Here is a 15,353-nt window from a genome sequence, read left to right as displayed (position 1 = left end):
GATATTTTCGAACGCCTGGCCCATCTCTCTTTCCCTCGTCCTTTTCCGTGCTATCAAGCACACACTTGATAGCTGGCGTCGACGCCATGGCAAGCAGGAAAGGCGATTGGAAGGATGACGAAGGTCAACGACGCGGTGCAGGAGATGCTGGACCGGCTTGTCGCGGAGGGCAAGGAAATCGGCATTCAGGTCAGCGCTTGGCTGGGCGAGGAACAGATTGTCGATTGCTGGTCGGGCCTCGCTGACGCGACCACCGGCAGGCCGGTCGATGGCGACACGTTGTTCAACGTCTATTCCGTGTCGAAGGCCGTGACCGCCACCGCCCTGCATATCCAGGCCGAAAGGGGCCTGGTGGACTATGATGCGCCCGTCGCCACCTACTGGCCCGAATTTGCCCAGGCCGGAAAGGGGGACGTCACCATCCGCCACATCCTGTCCCATGTCTCCGGCGTGCTGCGCATGCCGCCGGACGTGACGCCCGAACTGATGACCAACTGGGACTGGATGTGCCGCCGCATCGCGGAGATGGAGGGGGTCTATCCCGCCGGCAGCCGTTCCTCCTACCAGTCGATGACCTTCGGCTGGATGGTGGGCGAGGTCGTACGCCGGACCGATCCGAAACGCCGCCCGTTCGGCCAGTTCATCAAGGAGGAGATAGCGGACCCGCTGGGCGCCGCCGATCTGTGGATGGGCATCCCCGATTCCGTCGAGCCACGCATCGCCAAGCTGGACGCCGCCGCCGTCTATGTCGCTCCCGACAATAATATGATGCGGGAGGCGCAGCCGCTGGTCGTCGACCTGATGCCCGATCCGTTCGAGCGGCCCTATGTGCGCCGCGCGTGCATTCCGGCCGTCGGCGGCATCTTTAGCGCGCGGAGCAACGCCCGCTTCTGGGCGATGCTGGCCAATGGCGGGCAGTTCAACGGCGTGCGCCTGCTGTCGGAGGAACGCGTCGCCAGCTTCGCCGCCCCGCGCCCGCATTTCGAGGATGCCGATCCCGTCTTCTTCGGCATGGTCGTGCCCATCGCCTGGTCGGGCTTCTGGCTGGGCGGCGCGGAAAACCCTCCGGTCTCCGCACCTCGCAACATGCGCGCGCTCTGCCATCCGGGCATGGGCGGCAATATCGGCTGGGCGGACCCTGAAACCAAATTGGCCGTCGGCATCTGCCACAACCGCATGTTCGATACGATCGATATCGCAGAAGACAGCCGCACCATCATCGGCGATGTGATCCGGGCGGCCCTGTGATGACTTACGACTATATCATCGTCGGCGGCGGCTCCGCCGGATGCGTGCTGGCGGACCGCCTGTCGGAAAATCCGGCGAACAGCGTGCTGTTGCTGGAGGCAGGGCCGGACGACCGCAACCCCTTCATCCACATGCCGCGCGGCGCCGCGAAGCTCTACACCGACCCCCGGCATGTCTGGTATTTCCAGACCGAAGGGCATGAAGCCATTCCCCCGGAAACCTGGATACGCGGCAAGATGCTGGGCGGCTCGTCCTCGGTCAACGGCATGATGTATTTCCGTGGTCAGCCCGAAGATTATGACGGGTGGGAAGCCCTTGGCGCCAAGGGCTGGGGATGGAACAGGATCGGCGCGGCCTTCCGCGCGATGGAAGGCCACGAGCTGGGCGGCGACGAGGTGCGCGGCGGCGACGGTCCTCTCCGCATCTCGGTCGAGCCGATACGTGACCCGCTGACCGAAGCCTTCATCGCAGCGGGTGAACAGATGGGCGTGCCGCGTGTTACCGACCTCAACCGGTCTGGCCGTGCCGGCGTCGGCTATACCCCGCGCACCATATGGAAGGGCAAGCGGCAGAGTGCGGCGCAAGCCTTCCTCAAGCGCGCGCGCGGCAGGACCAATCTGCGCGTCGTCACCGGCGCGATTGTCGACAAGATCCTGTTCACCGACCGCCGCGCAACCGGCGTTCGCGCCAATGTGAACGGGGCGGCCCAGGACTTCGCAAGCGGGCGCGAAATCATCGTCAGCGCCGGCGCGCTGATGTCGCCGCAAATCCTTCAGCGCTCGGGCGTCGGCTCTGCCGAACTGCTGCGCGATCTTGGCATCCCCGTCGTTGCCGACAATCGGGGCGTGGGCGAACATATGCTGGAACATCGCCTGCTTTCGATGGTCTATGACCTTGCCGTTCCGCATAGTCAGAACAAGGATCTGGCGGGCCTGAAACTGATCGGCAACGTGCTGCGCTATTATCTCACTCGCACCGGGCCGATGGCGGCGGGATATGGCAATGTCGGCGCCTTTGCGACCGTGCTGCCGGAAGCGGAGACGCCCGACATCGAAATCCTGCTGTCGCCCGCCGTCGCGGCACCGGATGCAAAGGGCAATATGGCCATCGATCCGGCGCACAGCATCACCCTGTTCGGCTATCCCCTGCGTTCACGCAGTGAAGGGTCGGTGCGGATCACGGCAGCCGACCCTATGGCTCCGGCCAAAATTCGGGCGGGCTACCTTACCGATCCCTATGATTGCGCGGTCACCGTGGCGATGCACCGCTATCTGCGCGACTGGATGTCCCGTCCCGCCATCGCCCCGATGATCGCGGGAGAGCGGGAGCCGACCCGTTCGCTCCAGACCGACGATGAAATCCTCTCCGCCTTCCGCCAGATCGGCCAGGCAGGCTATCATGCCTGCGGAACCTGCCGCATGGGGGATTTCGCCGATGCGGTCCTGGACGAAAAACTGCGCGTGAAGGGCGTGGACGGCTTGCGCGTCATGGATGGATCGATCATGCCTACGATGGTTTCGGCCAATACCAACGGGCCGATCATGGCGTCGGCCTGGAATGCGGCAGACATGATCTTGGAGGAGCGCAATCGCTAAAATCCTGACAGACGAAACCGCCTCCGCCGAAGATGGCGGGCGCGTGCGGCGGCGGCGGCGTACGCGCGAGGACGTGGTCCAGCGCATCTGCGACGCGGCGCGGCAATTGTTCGCGGAGCGCGGCTATGGCGGCACCACGACGCGGGAAATCGCGCGTCTGGCCGATGTCAGCGAAACCTTGCTGTTCCGCTATTATCGCGACAAGGCCGGGCTGTTCAATGAGGTGGTGATCGCGCCGTTCCACACGCTGATGGCGGACTTCGTGGAACTGCATCCCGATCCCACCGCTCCATTCCCCCGACAGGCGGAGACGCGCCGCTTCACCCGGCAGGTCTATGAATTGTTCGAGGGCAATGAGGCGATGTTCCGTGCCCTCCTCGCCGGACCACCGAGCGCTGGCGAAGATGCGGCGCCGGGTTTGCGCGGACTTGCTCCCTTTTTCGAACAGTCGGTCGATCAGGTCCGCCGGCGCTATGCGCTCGCAGGGATCGATCCGCCTTTCGACCTGGGTATCGGCGTGCGGCTGGGCTTTGGCATGATCGCCGCCAGCGTGATCCTGCGCGACGCGCTCTTTCCCGACCCGCCGGGCCGTGAAGCCGTGCTGGACGTGCTGGAGCAATTGATCGCCCAGTCGCTGGTGGGGCCACCGCTCGATTGACAGCACCGGCAGGCGGACTTATGTAGCATATACTGCATAGGAGAGATTCCGGCCATGGAAACCGCCGTCAAGATTCAGGAATATGACGATCCGAGCTACGATCCGTTCAGCGCGGACGACATCAATTTCGGAGATACGCTGGACCCCTATCCGGAGATCGCGAAATGGCGGGCGCAAGCCCCGGTTCTGGAGGGCGACTACCGCCCGAAAATGGGCCTGCAATCCGCCACCTATCCCGATCGCAGGATGTTCACGGTCGTCGGTTCGGACGAGATATTGACGGTCCTGACCGACACCGACCGCTTCTCCAACCATGGCTATAAGTTCAACATCGGCGAGACGTTCGGCCAGGGCAGCATCAGCGTCATGGACAATCCCGAACATGGCCGCTGGCGGAAGATCTTCCAGAAGATATTCCTGCCCCAATATGTGAAAACATGGGGCGAAACCATCGTCGATCCGGTGGTTCACAAGTTGATGGACAAGTTCGTGAACACCGGCCGCGCCGACCTCATCGAACAATTCACGCTGCTCTATCCTTTCGAAGTCATCTATCAGCAGCTTGACCTGCCGGAATCGGATGTCCGCACTTTCCAGCGGCTGGCCATTGGCCAGACCGACTATATGCACATCGACAAGGCGCAGGAGGCATCCCGCAAGCTAGGCGAATATTTCACCGCCCTTGTCGAGGAACGGCGGCGCAATCCCGGCGACGATCTGGTCAGCCTGCTCGCCAATACCGAAGTGGACGGCGATTATCTGCCGCCCCTGGTGCTGATCTCCTTCCTGCGACAATTGATGAACGCGGCGGGCGACACCACCTATCGCGGGACCAGCGTGCTGTTGACCGCGCTGCTGGAGAATCCCGAACAGCTCGACGCCATCCGGGCGGACCGCAAGCTCATCCCCGTCGCGATCGAGGAAGCGCTGCGCTGGGACGGTCCCGTGGCCGTGCAGCTTCGCATGGCGAAGGTGGATGTGGTGCTCGGCGGCGTGGAGATTCCGGCCGGATCGCTGCTCGACGTGGTGGCGGGCGCGGCCAATCGCGACCCGGCGATCTTCCCCGATCCCGACAAGTTCGACATATTCCGCGAGCGCAAGGCGCATTTCTCCTTCTCTCGCGGGCCGCATATCTGCGTCGGCCAGCATCTGGCGCGGGTGGAGATGACCCGCGCGCTGCACGCGGTGCTGGATAACCTGCCCAATCTGCGCTTCGACCCGGACAAGCCGCGACCCGAAATTCGCGGATCGATGATGCGGGTGCCCAAGCATCTCCATGTCCGCTTCGGCGACTGATCTTCATTCAAGGGACCCTATATGCCAAATGTGATCGTCACGACCCGCGATGGCGCGGAAAAGGAAATTGCCGCCGAAACCGGATTGTCCTTGATGGAAGCGATCCGCGATGCCGGGATCGACGAAATGCTGGCGCTTTGCGGGGGCTGCTGCTCTTGCGCCACCTGCCATGTGAAGGTCGATCCGGCCTTCATCGGCCTGTTGCCCGCGATCAGCGAGGATGAAAGCGACCTTCTCGACAGTTCGGAGCATCGCGACGAACATTCGCGATTGTCCTGCCAGATCCCCCTCACGGCGGAGCTGGACGGCCTGCGCGTCGCAATCGCGCCGGAGGATTGAAGGGGAGGCGAACGGCAGGAGCCGCGCGACCCATCGCATCTGTGAAATCCTGGCCCATCGACGGGCGCCGCCCTTGCCGCGCCCCTCCCTAGGGTCAAGACAGTTTCGGAGAGGGAAACAGAAAATGAGCGCTGACATGACAAGCGTGCCCGAAGGCGAGTTGGCGCCGCGTCCCGACCATGTACCGGCCGCGCTGGAGCGTGATTTCAACATCTACGATGTTCCCGGATCGGCAGAGGATGTGCAGGCCGCTTATGCGGCGATCCAGCAGGCCAATCCCGACATTTTCTGGACGCCGCACAATGGCGGTCACTGGGTTGCGACCCGGGGCCAAGACATTATCGCGATGCAGCGCGACTATCATCATTTCTCGCACAAGCATATCGTCCTGCCCCCCATGCCGAAGGGCACGCCGCGCCAGATTCCGCTGGAGATGGACCCGCCCGAACATGCGCGATACCGGCGTCCGTTGATGCAGTCGCTGATGCCGGCGATCGTGTCGGAACTCGAAAGCAAGGTGCGCGACGTCGCGATAGAGGCGATAGAGCGCGTCCTGCCGCAGGGCGAATGCGAATTCATCGAGGATTTCGCGAAGATTCTCCCCATCCACGTCTTCCTGGAACTGGTGGACCTGCCCATATCCGACAAGAATCGCCTGCTGCCGATCGCGGAACGTTCGGTGCGGGGTCATACAGCCGAGATCCGGCTGAACGCGCAGCAGGAGATGGGCGGGTATCTGCTGGACAAGATCCGCGCCCGCCGGGAAAATCCCGGAGACGACCTGCTTAGCAAGCTGGTCAATGTGAATGTCGGTGACGGCCGAATCTCCGAGATGGAGGCCGTCAGCTATTCGACACTGGTGCTGTTCGGCGGATTGGACACCGTGGCCGGAATGATCGGGTTCATTGCCCGATTCCTGGCAATGAACCCCGGCCATCGCAGACAGCTTGTCGAACGGCTTGATGACGAAGATTTCGTCAAGCACGCCATCGAAGAAATGATTCGCCGCCATGGACTTGCCAATACAGCACGCGTGATCGTCGAAGACTTTGAATATGGAGGTGTGAACTTCCGGGCGGGTGACCGTATCCTGCCCGCCAATCTGTGGGTTGGCATGGACGACCGCGTGAACGAAAATCCACTCGTCGTGGATTTCAACCGGGAAAAGCCGGTGCATGCGGCGTTCGGAAATGGCCCCCATGCCTGCCCTGGGGCAGTCCTGGCGCGGCGGGAAGTCCGCATTTTCCTTCAGGAATGGCTGAGCCGCATTCCGGATTTCCGCATCAAGGCCGGAACGAAGCCGGTGCTGGCGACGGGCATGGTCAACGGCGTGCTCCGTCTCGACCTGTGCTGGCCCTGAACCACGGCCAATCGCTTCCCTACGCGTAGGAGGACAGCGCGAATATCATGCCTCGCAAGCCTGTTGACCAACTCAATGCCGGCCGTTCCTTCTATGCCCGCCATATGCCCGACATGGCGAGCGAGCATTTCGGCCCGCTCTGGCATTTCTTCACGGTCGGGCATCTGGTCACGACCGATCTCGACAGCATCGCTGGCAAGCTGGGATATAGTTTCGCCGATCTCGACCTGCTCGGCACGCTGGCGATCGACCAGGACATCCCTCATCGGGCAACTGATCTCGCCTCCACCCTCTATGTGTCCGATGCCGTGATCTCGACCAGGATAGCGCGGCTGGAAAAAGACGGCCTGCTGGAAAGGCGCCGCAATCCGGAAGACCGTCGCGCCTTCGATCTGTTCCTGACGCCGAGGGGCCGCGCGCTGATCGAGCGGGCGATCGTCGACATAGCCGCGCAATCGAAGCTGGTCCGCTTCTTCCGCCAACTCAGCGCTGCCGACCAGCAGACGCTTTCCCGTCTGCTGGGCGACCTGCATCAGCGGTTCGACCGCGAATTCATGGGCGGACCCTATAGCGATCGATAAGCCGATGCCCGGCCCGCCACGGCCGGGCCGGACTTGTTCCGTTCAGATCAGCCCCTGGCGCCGCGCCGCCTTCGCGACGGCGGTGAACTCATCATAGACGGTCAGCGGTTCATGGGCGATGGCGCCGTCCGAGATGCTGCTCCAATGAGCGGCAATATCCTCCACGGCAGGCGGCGTCACTCCCATCGGCGCGACCCAACCGTCCGCGGCGCAGATGCGCACCTTGGCATAACGCCCGCTATTCTGCGAATAGATGCCATGGGTGGAGGTGCATTGTTCGCTGACCAGATAGACGGCAAGCGGCGTGTTGAAGCGCACTTCGACACGGCCCTCGCTCGCGGCATAATCGGCGCCCTGCACCGCTTCCGCAAAGGCGGGAATTTCCATGAAACCGGCATCCATTTCCGCCGCCAATCGCGATTGCGCCGTGGGCAGCAGCAGGTTCGACGTGATGCCATAGGCCGATCCCTCGATCGCGACGATATGGCTGAGGCCCATGAGCCCGCCCTTGGCCGCCGCGTAATTGGCCTGCCAGGCATGGCCGAACATCGCGGATGCCGAGCCGGTGAAAAGGAACCGGCCATAACCGTTCCGGCGCATCGCCTTATAGGCGGGCTGGGCGACGTAGATCGCCCCCTTCAGATGCACGTCGATGATCGCATCGATCTGCCCGTCGGTCAGATCCTCGAACCGGGCATTGCGCAGGAAGCCCGCGTTGTTGATGCAGATGTCGACCTTGCCGAAGGCGTCGAGGGCAGTCTGAACGATGGCCGCGCCCCCCTGCCGGGTCGACACGCTGTCATAATTGGCGACCGCTTCCCCGCCCGCGTCGCGAATTTCCTGCACCACAAGGTCCGCCGCATTATGCGATTCCCCCTGCCCCGATCCGCTGCCGCCCAGATCGTTGACCACGACCTTCGCGCCGCGCCGGGCAAGCTCCAGCGCATAATCCCTGCCCAGGCCATTGCCCGCGCCCGTGACGATCGCCACGCGGCCGTCGAAGCGTAAATCCGTCATATTTTCCTCTTCTTAAGGTCTGTTCTGGGTCCGCGCCTTCATCCCCATGATCAGGCGATCATGTCCGCGAACGGAAGCGGGCCTGATCCTATCCCATCACCCGGCGGAAGCCATCGAACGGAGGAAAGATCGGCTATTCGATGAACCTGCGCGCAAGGTTCAGTTCACGCCCTGCACCTGGCCGCCGTCCACGCGCACATTCGCACCGGTCATGTAACCGGCATGCGGGCTGGCGATCATGCAAACGGCATGGGCGATCTCCTCGACCCGGCCGATGCGACCGACGGGAATCGGCGTCAACTCGCGCGCGGCGCGCGCTTCCGCTTCCTCCAGCGAAATGTCGCCCCAGCCCATATTCTGCTTGAGCCTGCCCAACCAGGCCTCGACCGCCGGGGTCAGAATCATGCCGGGGCTGACGCTGTTCGCGGTGACGCCGCACGGCCCCAACGCCTTCGCCAGACTGACGGTCATGTTCAGCATGGCTGCCTTGGCCGCGCCATAATCCGGACCGAATGCGATGGGCTGCGTGGCCGCGGCGCTGGCGATGTTGATGATGCGGCCCCACCCCTTCGCCTGCATCGCCGGCAGAAGGCGCCGGATCATGCGGGCGGCGGCAATGGCGTTGAGTTGATAGGTGCCCTCCCAACCCGCTTCGTCCACCTCCGTCCAATGCATGGCCGACGTGCCCACCGCTCCGCCTGCGTTGTTCACCAATATGTCGATCTCCCCCGCTGCCGCCGCGACCGCATCCGCGCCCGCATTGTCGGAAAGGTCACCGATCGCCACGCTGGCGTTGCCGCCGATGGAGTCGGCCACGCCATGCGCCTTTCCGGCATCGCGACCATGCACCACCACGGCGCAGCCTTCCGCCGCCAATAGCCGCGCTATCCCCGCGCCGATGCCGGAACTGCTGCCCGTCACCAACGCGCGCTTGCCTGCCAATCCAAGGTCCATGCCCGTCTCTCCTATGCTTTCACGATATGCTCGATGGCGACCATGGTCGCGTAATCGCTGACGAACTCGGCAACGTCCGCCGTGATAACGGCGATGTCCTCCGCGCTCCGGAACAACCCGTCGCGCAGCGCCGCCTCGCTTGGAAAATGAAGATGGGCCATGCCGAACCATGGATCGGGCGGCGAAAGCCGATCCTGCACATAGCGGTTCATGCCGACATGGATTTCGCAGGCCAGCGGAATATGCTCGCCCCAGTGCCGCTCCACCTCCGTTCGCGGGAGGCCTTCGATGGCGCGGATGAAGGAAAGCTGCGAAAGCCCCGGCGAAATGCCGACCGCAAGCGGATATTCCGAAGGCTTGCCGATGATCTGCGTGGAGGAACGAACCTCCACCTGTTCCCAGTCGGATCGAAGGCTGTCCGCATCGCATGGAGCATCGGACCAAAGTTCGATCACCGCGTCATAGACCGGCGGCACCGCCGCGCCACCATCATCGACCGGAGCCTCCAGTCCCACATGCACGACGATCCGCTCGGCGGCTGTGGCCCAGCCCTGCGCCTTGGCCCATTCGGGCGCCGATGCGGCCAGGGCCGATCGCGGCCCGCGCAAACGGATGATGCGTTTCATTGGTCCTCTCCCCGATCGCCCTTGCGCGACCGAATCGCATGAATTAAAATGAACGGTATAGTTTTATTTTATCGGAGCAAGCGTGCCGGACGACAACATCGCAAGACCGCGCCGGGGCAGGCCGACAAATGCGGATGCGCCCGTGCGGGAGGCCGAACTGATCGACGCGGCGGCCCGCGCATTCCTGACGCACGGCTTTGCGGGGGCGAGCATGGACCATATCGCCGACGCGGCCAGGGTCAGCAAGGCGACCATCTATGCCCGTTTCGGCAACAAGGCCGCGCTGTTCGAGGCCGTCGCGCTCCACAGCGTCGCATCCATGCGCAGCGATGTCCGCGACATCGCGGTCGCCGGGCGGGAACCCGCCGACGTGCTGATGGACTTCGCCCTGCGCATCGCCGGCGAAGTGGCGGAGGCGGAACGGATCGCCCTGCTCCGGCTCGCCATCGCCGCGAAGGAACGCTTCCCCGACATAGCCATGCGCCTGCACGGCCATATCGCTGACACGGTGGCGCCGATCACCGCCTATCTCACGCATTTGCGCGAAGCGGGATACAGGGTCGACGATCCTGCCGAACTGGCCCTGCACTTCATCAATCTGGCCAATGGCGGGCTGCGCTTCCTCCTGACCGACGACTTTACGGATGCAGGGTTTCGGCGGCGATGGGCGGCCCGCGTGGTCGCATTGTTCCTGCGGGGGATAGAAGGCTGAACGGCGGCCGGCATCTGGTCGATCCGGTCAGGCATCAAGGATGTGGTGTTTATGCGCTCCCCGCCCCGCCAATTGCCGACATCGCGCTTTTCTGAGACGCCGGGGCGAGCAGTCGAGGAGGATGGGTATGAGGCGCTGGCTGATCACGGGCATTTCAAGCGGCATCGGCGCGGCGCTGGCGAAAGCCGCTTTGACGCAGGGCGACCATGTCATCGGCACCGCCCGCGACGCACAAGCGATCGCCGCGTTTGAAGCGGAGGGCGCGGGCCGCGCCAAGGGCATCGTCGCGGACATGAGCGACGCCGCGCAAATCGCGAGGCTTGCGAGCGAAACGCTGGCCGCCGGGCCGGTGGACATATTGGTCAACAATGCCGGGCAGAGCCTGTTCGGCGCGGTCGAAGAAGTCGATCTGGATGATGCGCGCCGACTGTTCGAGGTCAATTTCTTCGGCCCCTGGGCGTTGACCCAGGCGCTGCTGCCGCATTTCCGCTCGCGGGGATCGGGCACGATCGTTCAATTGTCGTCGGGCTGCGGTTTGACCGGCACGCCGGGTCTTGGCGCTTACTGCGCCAGCAAATTCGCGCTGGAGGGGCTGACCGAGACGCTGGCGCTGGAGGTCGCGGCCTTTGGCATCCGCGCCATGCTGGTCGAACCGGGCGCGATCGCCACCCGCTTCATCAGCCATGGCACCCGCGAGGCGCAGGTCCGCATTGCCGATTACGGCTTTCTGTCGGGGCAGGGCAAGGCGGTGCTGGACGGCTATTACGCCACCGCCGCCAGCCCGCCGGAAGCGGTCGCGGAGGCGATATTGACGGCGCTGGACGGCGAAACGCTGCCGCTGCGCCTGCCGGTGGGCGAGGATATGCGCGGGGCGCTGGCGCAAAAGGCATCGGCGCTGGCTGCGCTGGCCGGTTGATGCGACGCTGAAGACCATCCTGTCGCCAGGATTTTCAGTTCGTCAGGATGACCTTGCCGTTCAATCCGCCCGCATCGACCAGCCGCTGCGCTGCCGCTGCCTGATCGAGCGGCAGGATGCGGGCGATGGGCACGGCGATCCTGCCCTGCGCGACGGCGGCGGCCAGACGAGCGGCATCGGCACCGCTCGGGACGACGGCGAAAAATTCCGGCGCAGACGGCAATCCGTCGCGGGGGATCGGCGTGGTGGCGGCGGTCAGCACCCGGCCGCCGGGCTTCAGGCGCCGGCAAAGCGCGCCAACCGCTTCGCCGCCCACCGTGTCGATGACATGGTCGAAGGGCGCGCCGGTCCAATCCTCCTCGCCCAGGGCGATCACATCGTCGGCGCCCAATGCGCGGACAGCCTCGACATGGGCGGCGCGGACGGCGGCGGTCACATGGGCGCCCCGCTCCTTCGCCGCGAACAGCGCGAAACGGCCGACGGCACCCAGCGCACCCGTCAGCATCAGCCTCTGACCGGCCTGAAGGTCCAACCCGCGTTCGACCATCTGCAAGCCGGTCAGGCCAGCGGTCGGGATCGCGGCGGCGGTCGGCAGATCGAGGCCATCGGGCACCAGCGCCAGATGATCGGCGGCCACCGCGACCTGTTCGGCATAGCCGCCCTTGCGGAACGGATCGAGCATGCCGAAGACGCGAGCGCCGGGCGCAAAGCCCTCCCCGCCGATGACTTCGCCCGCCACGTCATAGCCCAGAATATGAGGGAAACCGACAGGCGCGAAGCTTTCGAACAGGCCCGCCCGCCATTTGCCGTCCGCCGGATTGACGGCCGCCGCCAGGATGCGCACCAGCGCTTCCCCTGGCTGAGGCTGCGGCGGCGGCAAATCGGCAGGCTCCAACACCTCCGGGCCGCCATGGCGGTTGATCACGATCGCCTTCACCCTTGCATCTCCTTCATTCGGTCAGGATCATCGCCGCGCTCCGTTGGCGGTGATCTTGTGGCGAAGCCGGGCATCGTCGGGAAGCGCGTCAGGCGCAATCATCACGTCAGTGATTAGGGTCTTAAGATGCCAGCGGCTACTCTCCCGGCACAATTAACGGGAGCTGGAATATGCAGAGACTGAAGGGCAAGGTCGCCGTCGTGACCGGCGCGGGCCGCAATATCGGCCGGGCCGAAGCGATGCTGCTGGCGGAGCAGGGCGCGAAGGTCGTGGTCAACGATCTGGGCGGTGGCCCCTATGGCACGGAGAGCGGTGACGCGTCGCTGGCCGAGGCCGTGGCGCAGGAGATACGCGACGCGGGCGGCGAGGCGATCGGCCAATGTTCCAGCGTGGCGACCCGCGAGGGCGGCGAGGCGGCGGTGCAGGCGGCCATCGAAGCCTTCGGCCGGATCGACATTCTGGTCAACAATGCGGGGATCGTGCGCCCGGCGCGGATAGACCGGATGACGGACCAGGACTGGAACCTCTGCATGGACGTCAGCCTGACGTCGAGCTTCTTCACCTGCCGCGCGGCGGCGGCGCATATGATCGCGCAGCGGTCCGGCGTTATCGTCAATACGGGATCGCCGTCGGGCTTCGGTCATTGGGGCATGGCCAATTATTCCGCCGCCAAGGAAGGCCTTCTGGGCTTCACCCGCACGATTGCGCGCGACCTGGGGGAATTCGGCATTCGCGCCAATCTGATCCGCCCGGTGTCGCACCTGACGGGCACGCATACGCCGGAAATCGACGAGACCATCGCTGAATCGGCGCGGCTCGGCATTCCGCTGCTGTGGAACAAGCCGATGGCACAGCCGCGCATGACGGCCCTGCCCGCCCATGTCGCCGCTCTGGTCGTCTGGCTGTGCACCGACGCCGCCGCCCATGTCAGCGGGCGGGACTTCTACATCCAGGGCGATGAAGTGGCCCTGATCCCCGAACCCGAAGCGATCCGCACCAGCATCCATCCCGACGGCTGGACGCTCGATGCGTTCGACGAACAGGCGAACCGCGACTATCTGTTCGGCTCGATCCAGAACCGCTTCGTGCGGACGCCCGATCCAGCCTAAAGGGGACCAAGCGGCGGGGCGGCGTGATCGACCGCCGCCCAGCCGAAGCGCGGCGCGGTGGCGGCGTTATTCTCCTCCGCCTGCCATTCGACCGGATTCACCATCCAGTAGAACAGGCCATAGACGATATGCGCGCGAATGGCGCGCCACGCCTCTTCCTCCGACGGCGGATTGGCGACGCCATGGCGGGCCAGCGCGGCCAGATAGCCCGCGACCAGATCCTTCTCCCAAGCCCGCCGGTCCAGCGGATCGAGCGCGGAGATGTAGAAATAGGTCACGTCCTGCGCCCAATGGCCGCGACGCGTGGTCTGCCAGTCGAGGAAGCCCGGCCGGCCCTCGCGGGTCAAATACATATTGCCCAGATGCGCGTCACCATGGATCACGCAACGCGGCCCCTGCTCCCCGAAACGGCGCAATTGCTGCAGCGCCGCATGAATCCTCTCCCGGTCGCGGCAAGCCGCCGGAATCCCGAGCGACCGGGGCAGCCCCATATAATGCGCCCATGTCTCGGGCTGGAGCTGACCGCGTCCGAAATCGCCCCAGGCTTCGTCCGGCAATGGATCGTGGCGCATCAGCCAGCCGAGATCGCCATGATCCTCCAGCGCCGGACTGTCCCACCAGCAAGCGTGCAACGCGGCCAGATCGTCGAGAAAAGCCGCCGCCTGATCGCGGGTCAGGGGCTGCTGCACACGGCAGATATGGGCGCCCGCCGGCCTCAGATCCTCCATGACCACCATCCCCTGATCGGCATTCGCCGCTGCATAGAGGATGTGCGGCAGCCCCAGCGTCAGGCGGGGCGCCAGTTCCGCGAAGAAGCGCGCTTCCGTCTGGTAGCAGAATTTCACCAGTTCCCGGTGCTCCGCCAGGCCCGCCTTGATGCAGAGCGCCCGCGGCAACCCATGGACCCGCCCGGCATCATTATAGGCCGCCGTCGCCATCATCTTGGTGCCCGTGCCCCAGAGAATCTCGCTGATGTCGATCCGCTCCACCCGCGTTCCGGGATAGCGCGGCGCCAAAGCGTCGCTCAGCCATTGCGCAGTGACATCCTCCGGGACCAGCGGCAACCAGGGTTCGTTCATGCAGCCTCCTCCATGCGCAGCTTCCGGCCCAGTCCATAATCGCCCATGATGGTGGTGCGCTGCATGATCCGGACCTCGTCAGGCGCCGCGCCGGTCACGCAATGGACCATGCGCCAATTGTCCCACAGCAGCATCTCGGACGGTTTCCAGCCATGATAATAGGCGGGGCAGGCGACCAGATGATCGACAAGCCTTTGCAGCAACGCATGCCCTTCCGCGTCATCCTGCCCCAAAATATGGAGAGCGCCGAAAGGCGAGATGTTGAGCACCTTGCGCCCGGTATCGGGCTGCGTGAAGACCATCGGATGCACGACCGGCGGGAAGTCGGTGTCAAGACGCGGCCCCACCGACTTCTCGAAATCGCTCATGCGGATCGTGCGCACCCGGCTCTTCGTGCCGTAGCGCGAATAGCCCGGATTGACGGTGAGCTGATACACGATCTCCAGATTCTCGATCCGCGCCTTCAGGTCTTCGGGCAACAGGGCGTAGGCCTGGACCTGATCGATGAAGCCGGTCTGGCCGCCCCAGCTTGAAATCCTTTGTGCGGTCAGCACCCCGCCATGGTTGATCCGGTCGGTGAAGACCAGGTCCGAATGCCATGGCAGGAAGGCGATGGATGGCTTCCCGTCCACTTCGAACAGCCCTTCCTTGTCCTGATCGGAAACCAGGGTGATGAGTTCGGGCGTACCCTCCGTCACCAGTTCGCGTACCGGATGGATTTCCAGCTCCCCGAAGACCTGGCTGAGCGCGATCTGGAAATCGGGGGTCACTTCGCTATCGCGAAAGACCAGCAGGCCGTCGTTCAGCCAATGTTCGCGCAATTCGTGCCGAACCGCTTCCCGCTCAATATCTCCTGGCGTCAACCCGACAACCTCACGGCCGAATCCCAGTTCTTCGCCAAGGGGATTGATACGATATGTCATGCT

16 protein-coding genes are annotated in these 15,353 nt (G+C 64.4%); 10 read left to right on the top strand and 6 right to left on the bottom strand.

The genetic code is table 11. The annotated features are described in order from the left end of the window. The first annotated feature begins 114 nt into the window (after window positions 1–114). The 7 genes from CAF53_RS18105 to CAF53_RS18075 all read left to right on the top strand — a co-directional run bounded on the left by CAF53_RS18105 (window position 115) and on the right by CAF53_RS18075 (window position 7,077). Complete coding sequence (locus CAF53_RS18105; RefSeq protein ID WP_100239097.1) at window positions 115–1,248, top strand: serine hydrolase domain-containing protein; 1,134 nt, start codon at window positions 115–117, stop codon at window positions 1,246–1,248. Beyond that, on the top strand, window positions 1,248–2,843 hold the full coding sequence (locus CAF53_RS18100; RefSeq protein WP_100239096.1) for a GMC family oxidoreductase N-terminal domain-containing protein: 1,596 nt from the start codon (window positions 1,248–1,250) through the stop codon (window positions 2,841–2,843). Before CAF53_RS18105 ends, CAF53_RS18100 begins: the two co-directional genes overlap by 1 nt. 43 nt (window positions 2,844–2,886) lie before the next feature. Further along, on the top strand, window positions 2,887–3,501 hold the full coding sequence (locus tag CAF53_RS18095; RefSeq protein ID WP_100239095.1) for a TetR/AcrR family transcriptional regulator: 615 nt from the start codon (window positions 2,887–2,889) through the stop codon (window positions 3,499–3,501). Window positions 3,502–3,555: 54 nt separating this feature from the next. After that, window positions 3,556–4,797: a cytochrome P450 gene (locus CAF53_RS18090; RefSeq protein ID WP_100239094.1), complete on the top strand. Its 1,242-nt coding sequence runs from the start codon at window positions 3,556–3,558 to the stop codon at window positions 4,795–4,797. A gap of 21 nt (window positions 4,798–4,818) precedes the next feature. After that, a complete protein-coding gene (locus CAF53_RS18085; RefSeq protein ID WP_046763928.1) occupies window positions 4,819–5,136 on the top strand; it encodes a 2Fe-2S iron-sulfur cluster-binding protein in 318 nt (105 codons plus the stop codon). Between the two features lie 124 nt (window positions 5,137–5,260). Then, window positions 5,261–6,496 carry a cytochrome P450 gene (locus CAF53_RS18080; protein ID WP_197707475.1) on the top strand — a complete coding sequence of 412 codons (1,236 nt, stop codon included), beginning with the start codon at window positions 5,261–5,263 and terminating at the stop codon, window positions 6,494–6,496. Between the two features lie 47 nt (window positions 6,497–6,543). Next, a complete protein-coding gene (locus tag CAF53_RS18075; protein ID WP_046763927.1) occupies window positions 6,544–7,077 on the top strand; it encodes a MarR family transcriptional regulator in 534 nt (177 codons plus the stop codon). A 42-nt stretch (window positions 7,078–7,119) separates the two neighbouring features. On the opposite strand, the gene CAF53_RS18070 is transcribed toward CAF53_RS18075, so the two are convergent. The 3 genes from CAF53_RS18070 to CAF53_RS18060 all read right to left on the bottom strand — a co-directional run bounded on the left by CAF53_RS18070 (window position 7,120) and on the right by CAF53_RS18060 (window position 9,674). Continuing rightward, the gene (locus CAF53_RS18070; protein ID WP_100239093.1) at window positions 7,120–8,094 is read right to left on the bottom strand and encodes an SDR family NAD(P)-dependent oxidoreductase; all 975 of its coding nucleotides are present in this window, start codon (window positions 8,092–8,094) and stop codon (window positions 7,120–7,122) included. A 159-nt stretch (window positions 8,095–8,253) separates the two neighbouring features. Further along, window positions 8,254–9,048: an SDR family NAD(P)-dependent oxidoreductase gene (locus tag CAF53_RS18065; protein WP_100239092.1), complete on the bottom strand. Its 795-nt coding sequence runs from the start codon at window positions 9,046–9,048 to the stop codon at window positions 8,254–8,256. 11 nt (window positions 9,049–9,059) lie between these two features. Further along, complete coding sequence (locus CAF53_RS18060) at window positions 9,060–9,674, bottom strand: hypothetical protein (RefSeq protein WP_100239091.1); 615 nt, start codon at window positions 9,672–9,674, stop codon at window positions 9,060–9,062. A gap of 82 nt (window positions 9,675–9,756) precedes the next feature. Between CAF53_RS18060 and CAF53_RS18055 the strand changes: the two genes are divergently transcribed. Both CAF53_RS18055 and CAF53_RS18050 read left to right on the top strand, forming a co-directional pair. Continuing rightward, window positions 9,757–10,386 carry a TetR/AcrR family transcriptional regulator gene (locus CAF53_RS18055; protein ID WP_157801293.1) on the top strand — a complete coding sequence of 210 codons (630 nt, stop codon included), beginning with the start codon at window positions 9,757–9,759 and terminating at the stop codon, window positions 10,384–10,386. Between the two features lie 127 nt (window positions 10,387–10,513). Next, entirely contained in the window at window positions 10,514–11,302 is a 789-nt protein-coding gene (locus CAF53_RS18050) for an SDR family oxidoreductase (RefSeq protein ID WP_100239089.1), read from the top strand. Window positions 11,303–11,336: 34 nt separating this feature from the next. Here the strand turns inward: CAF53_RS18050 and CAF53_RS18045 are convergent, their stop codons facing one another. Further along, window positions 11,337–12,239, bottom strand: a complete 903-nt coding sequence (locus CAF53_RS18045; protein WP_100239088.1) for an NADP-dependent oxidoreductase — start codon at window positions 12,237–12,239, stop codon at window positions 11,337–11,339. 170 nt (window positions 12,240–12,409) lie between these two features. Here CAF53_RS18045 and CAF53_RS18040 point away from each other — a divergent pair, with 170 nt between their 5' ends. Further along, window positions 12,410–13,348 carry an SDR family NAD(P)-dependent oxidoreductase gene (locus CAF53_RS18040; RefSeq protein WP_100239087.1) on the top strand — a complete coding sequence of 313 codons (939 nt, stop codon included), beginning with the start codon at window positions 12,410–12,412 and terminating at the stop codon, window positions 13,346–13,348. Here CAF53_RS18040 and CAF53_RS18035 read toward each other — a convergent pair. Further along, window positions 13,345–14,427 carry a phosphotransferase gene (locus CAF53_RS18035; RefSeq protein WP_100239086.1) on the bottom strand — a complete coding sequence of 361 codons (1,083 nt, stop codon included), beginning with the start codon at window positions 14,425–14,427 and terminating at the stop codon, window positions 13,345–13,347. The two genes, CAF53_RS18040 and CAF53_RS18035, sit on opposite strands and share 4 nt — an antisense overlap. Then, window positions 14,424–15,350 (bottom strand): TauD/TfdA family dioxygenase, encoded by a 927-nt coding sequence (locus CAF53_RS18030; RefSeq protein ID WP_046763919.1) that lies wholly within the window; start codon window positions 15,348–15,350, stop codon window positions 14,424–14,426. Before CAF53_RS18030 ends, CAF53_RS18035 begins: the two co-directional genes overlap by 4 nt. Window positions 15,351–15,353 lie beyond the last annotated feature (3 nt).

Source organism: Sphingobium sp. LB126, from assembly GCF_002795205.1.
GTDB classification, from domain to species: domain Bacteria; phylum Pseudomonadota; class Alphaproteobacteria; order Sphingomonadales; family Sphingomonadaceae; genus Sphingobium; species Sphingobium chungbukense.
The sequence above is the reverse complement of the archived record's forward strand: the minus strand, read 5'-3'. Positions and strand labels throughout refer to the sequence as shown.

What these genes read in the sequence shown, in the direction of transcription:
- CAF53_RS18040 (WP_100239087.1), top strand. Translation starts at nt 12,410, where the DNA reads ATGCAGAGACTGAAGGGCAAGGTCGCCGTCGTGACCGGCGCGGGCCGC.
- CAF53_RS18090 (WP_100239094.1), top strand. Translation starts at nt 3,556, where the DNA reads ATGGAAACCGCCGTCAAGATTCAGGAATATGACGATCCGAGCTACGAT.
- CAF53_RS18070 (WP_100239093.1), bottom strand. Translation starts at nt 8,094, where the DNA reads ATGACGGATTTACGCTTCGACGGCCGCGTGGCGATCGTCACGGGCGCG.
- CAF53_RS18035 (WP_100239086.1), bottom strand. Translation starts at nt 14,427, where the DNA reads ATGAACGAACCCTGGTTGCCGCTGGTCCCGGAGGATGTCACTGCGCAA.
- CAF53_RS18050 (WP_100239089.1), top strand. Translation starts at nt 10,514, where the DNA reads ATGAGGCGCTGGCTGATCACGGGCATTTCAAGCGGCATCGGCGCGGCG.
- CAF53_RS18080 (WP_197707475.1), top strand. Translation starts at nt 5,261, where the DNA reads ATGAGCGCTGACATGACAAGCGTGCCCGAAGGCGAGTTGGCGCCGCGT.
- CAF53_RS18075 (WP_046763927.1), top strand. Translation starts at nt 6,544, where the DNA reads ATGCCTCGCAAGCCTGTTGACCAACTCAATGCCGGCCGTTCCTTCTAT.
- CAF53_RS18085 (WP_046763928.1), top strand. Translation starts at nt 4,819, where the DNA reads ATGCCAAATGTGATCGTCACGACCCGCGATGGCGCGGAAAAGGAAATT.
- CAF53_RS18030 (WP_046763919.1), bottom strand. Translation starts at nt 15,350, where the DNA reads ATGACATATCGTATCAATCCCCTTGGCGAAGAACTGGGATTCGGCCGT.
- CAF53_RS18105 (WP_100239097.1), top strand. Translation starts at nt 115, where the DNA reads ATGACGAAGGTCAACGACGCGGTGCAGGAGATGCTGGACCGGCTTGTC.
- CAF53_RS18060 (WP_100239091.1), bottom strand. Translation starts at nt 9,674, where the DNA reads ATGAAACGCATCATCCGTTTGCGCGGGCCGCGATCGGCCCTGGCCGCA.
- CAF53_RS18065 (WP_100239092.1), bottom strand. Translation starts at nt 9,048, where the DNA reads ATGGACCTTGGATTGGCAGGCAAGCGCGCGTTGGTGACGGGCAGCAGT.
- CAF53_RS18100 (WP_100239096.1), top strand. Translation starts at nt 1,248, where the DNA reads ATGACTTACGACTATATCATCGTCGGCGGCGGCTCCGCCGGATGCGTG.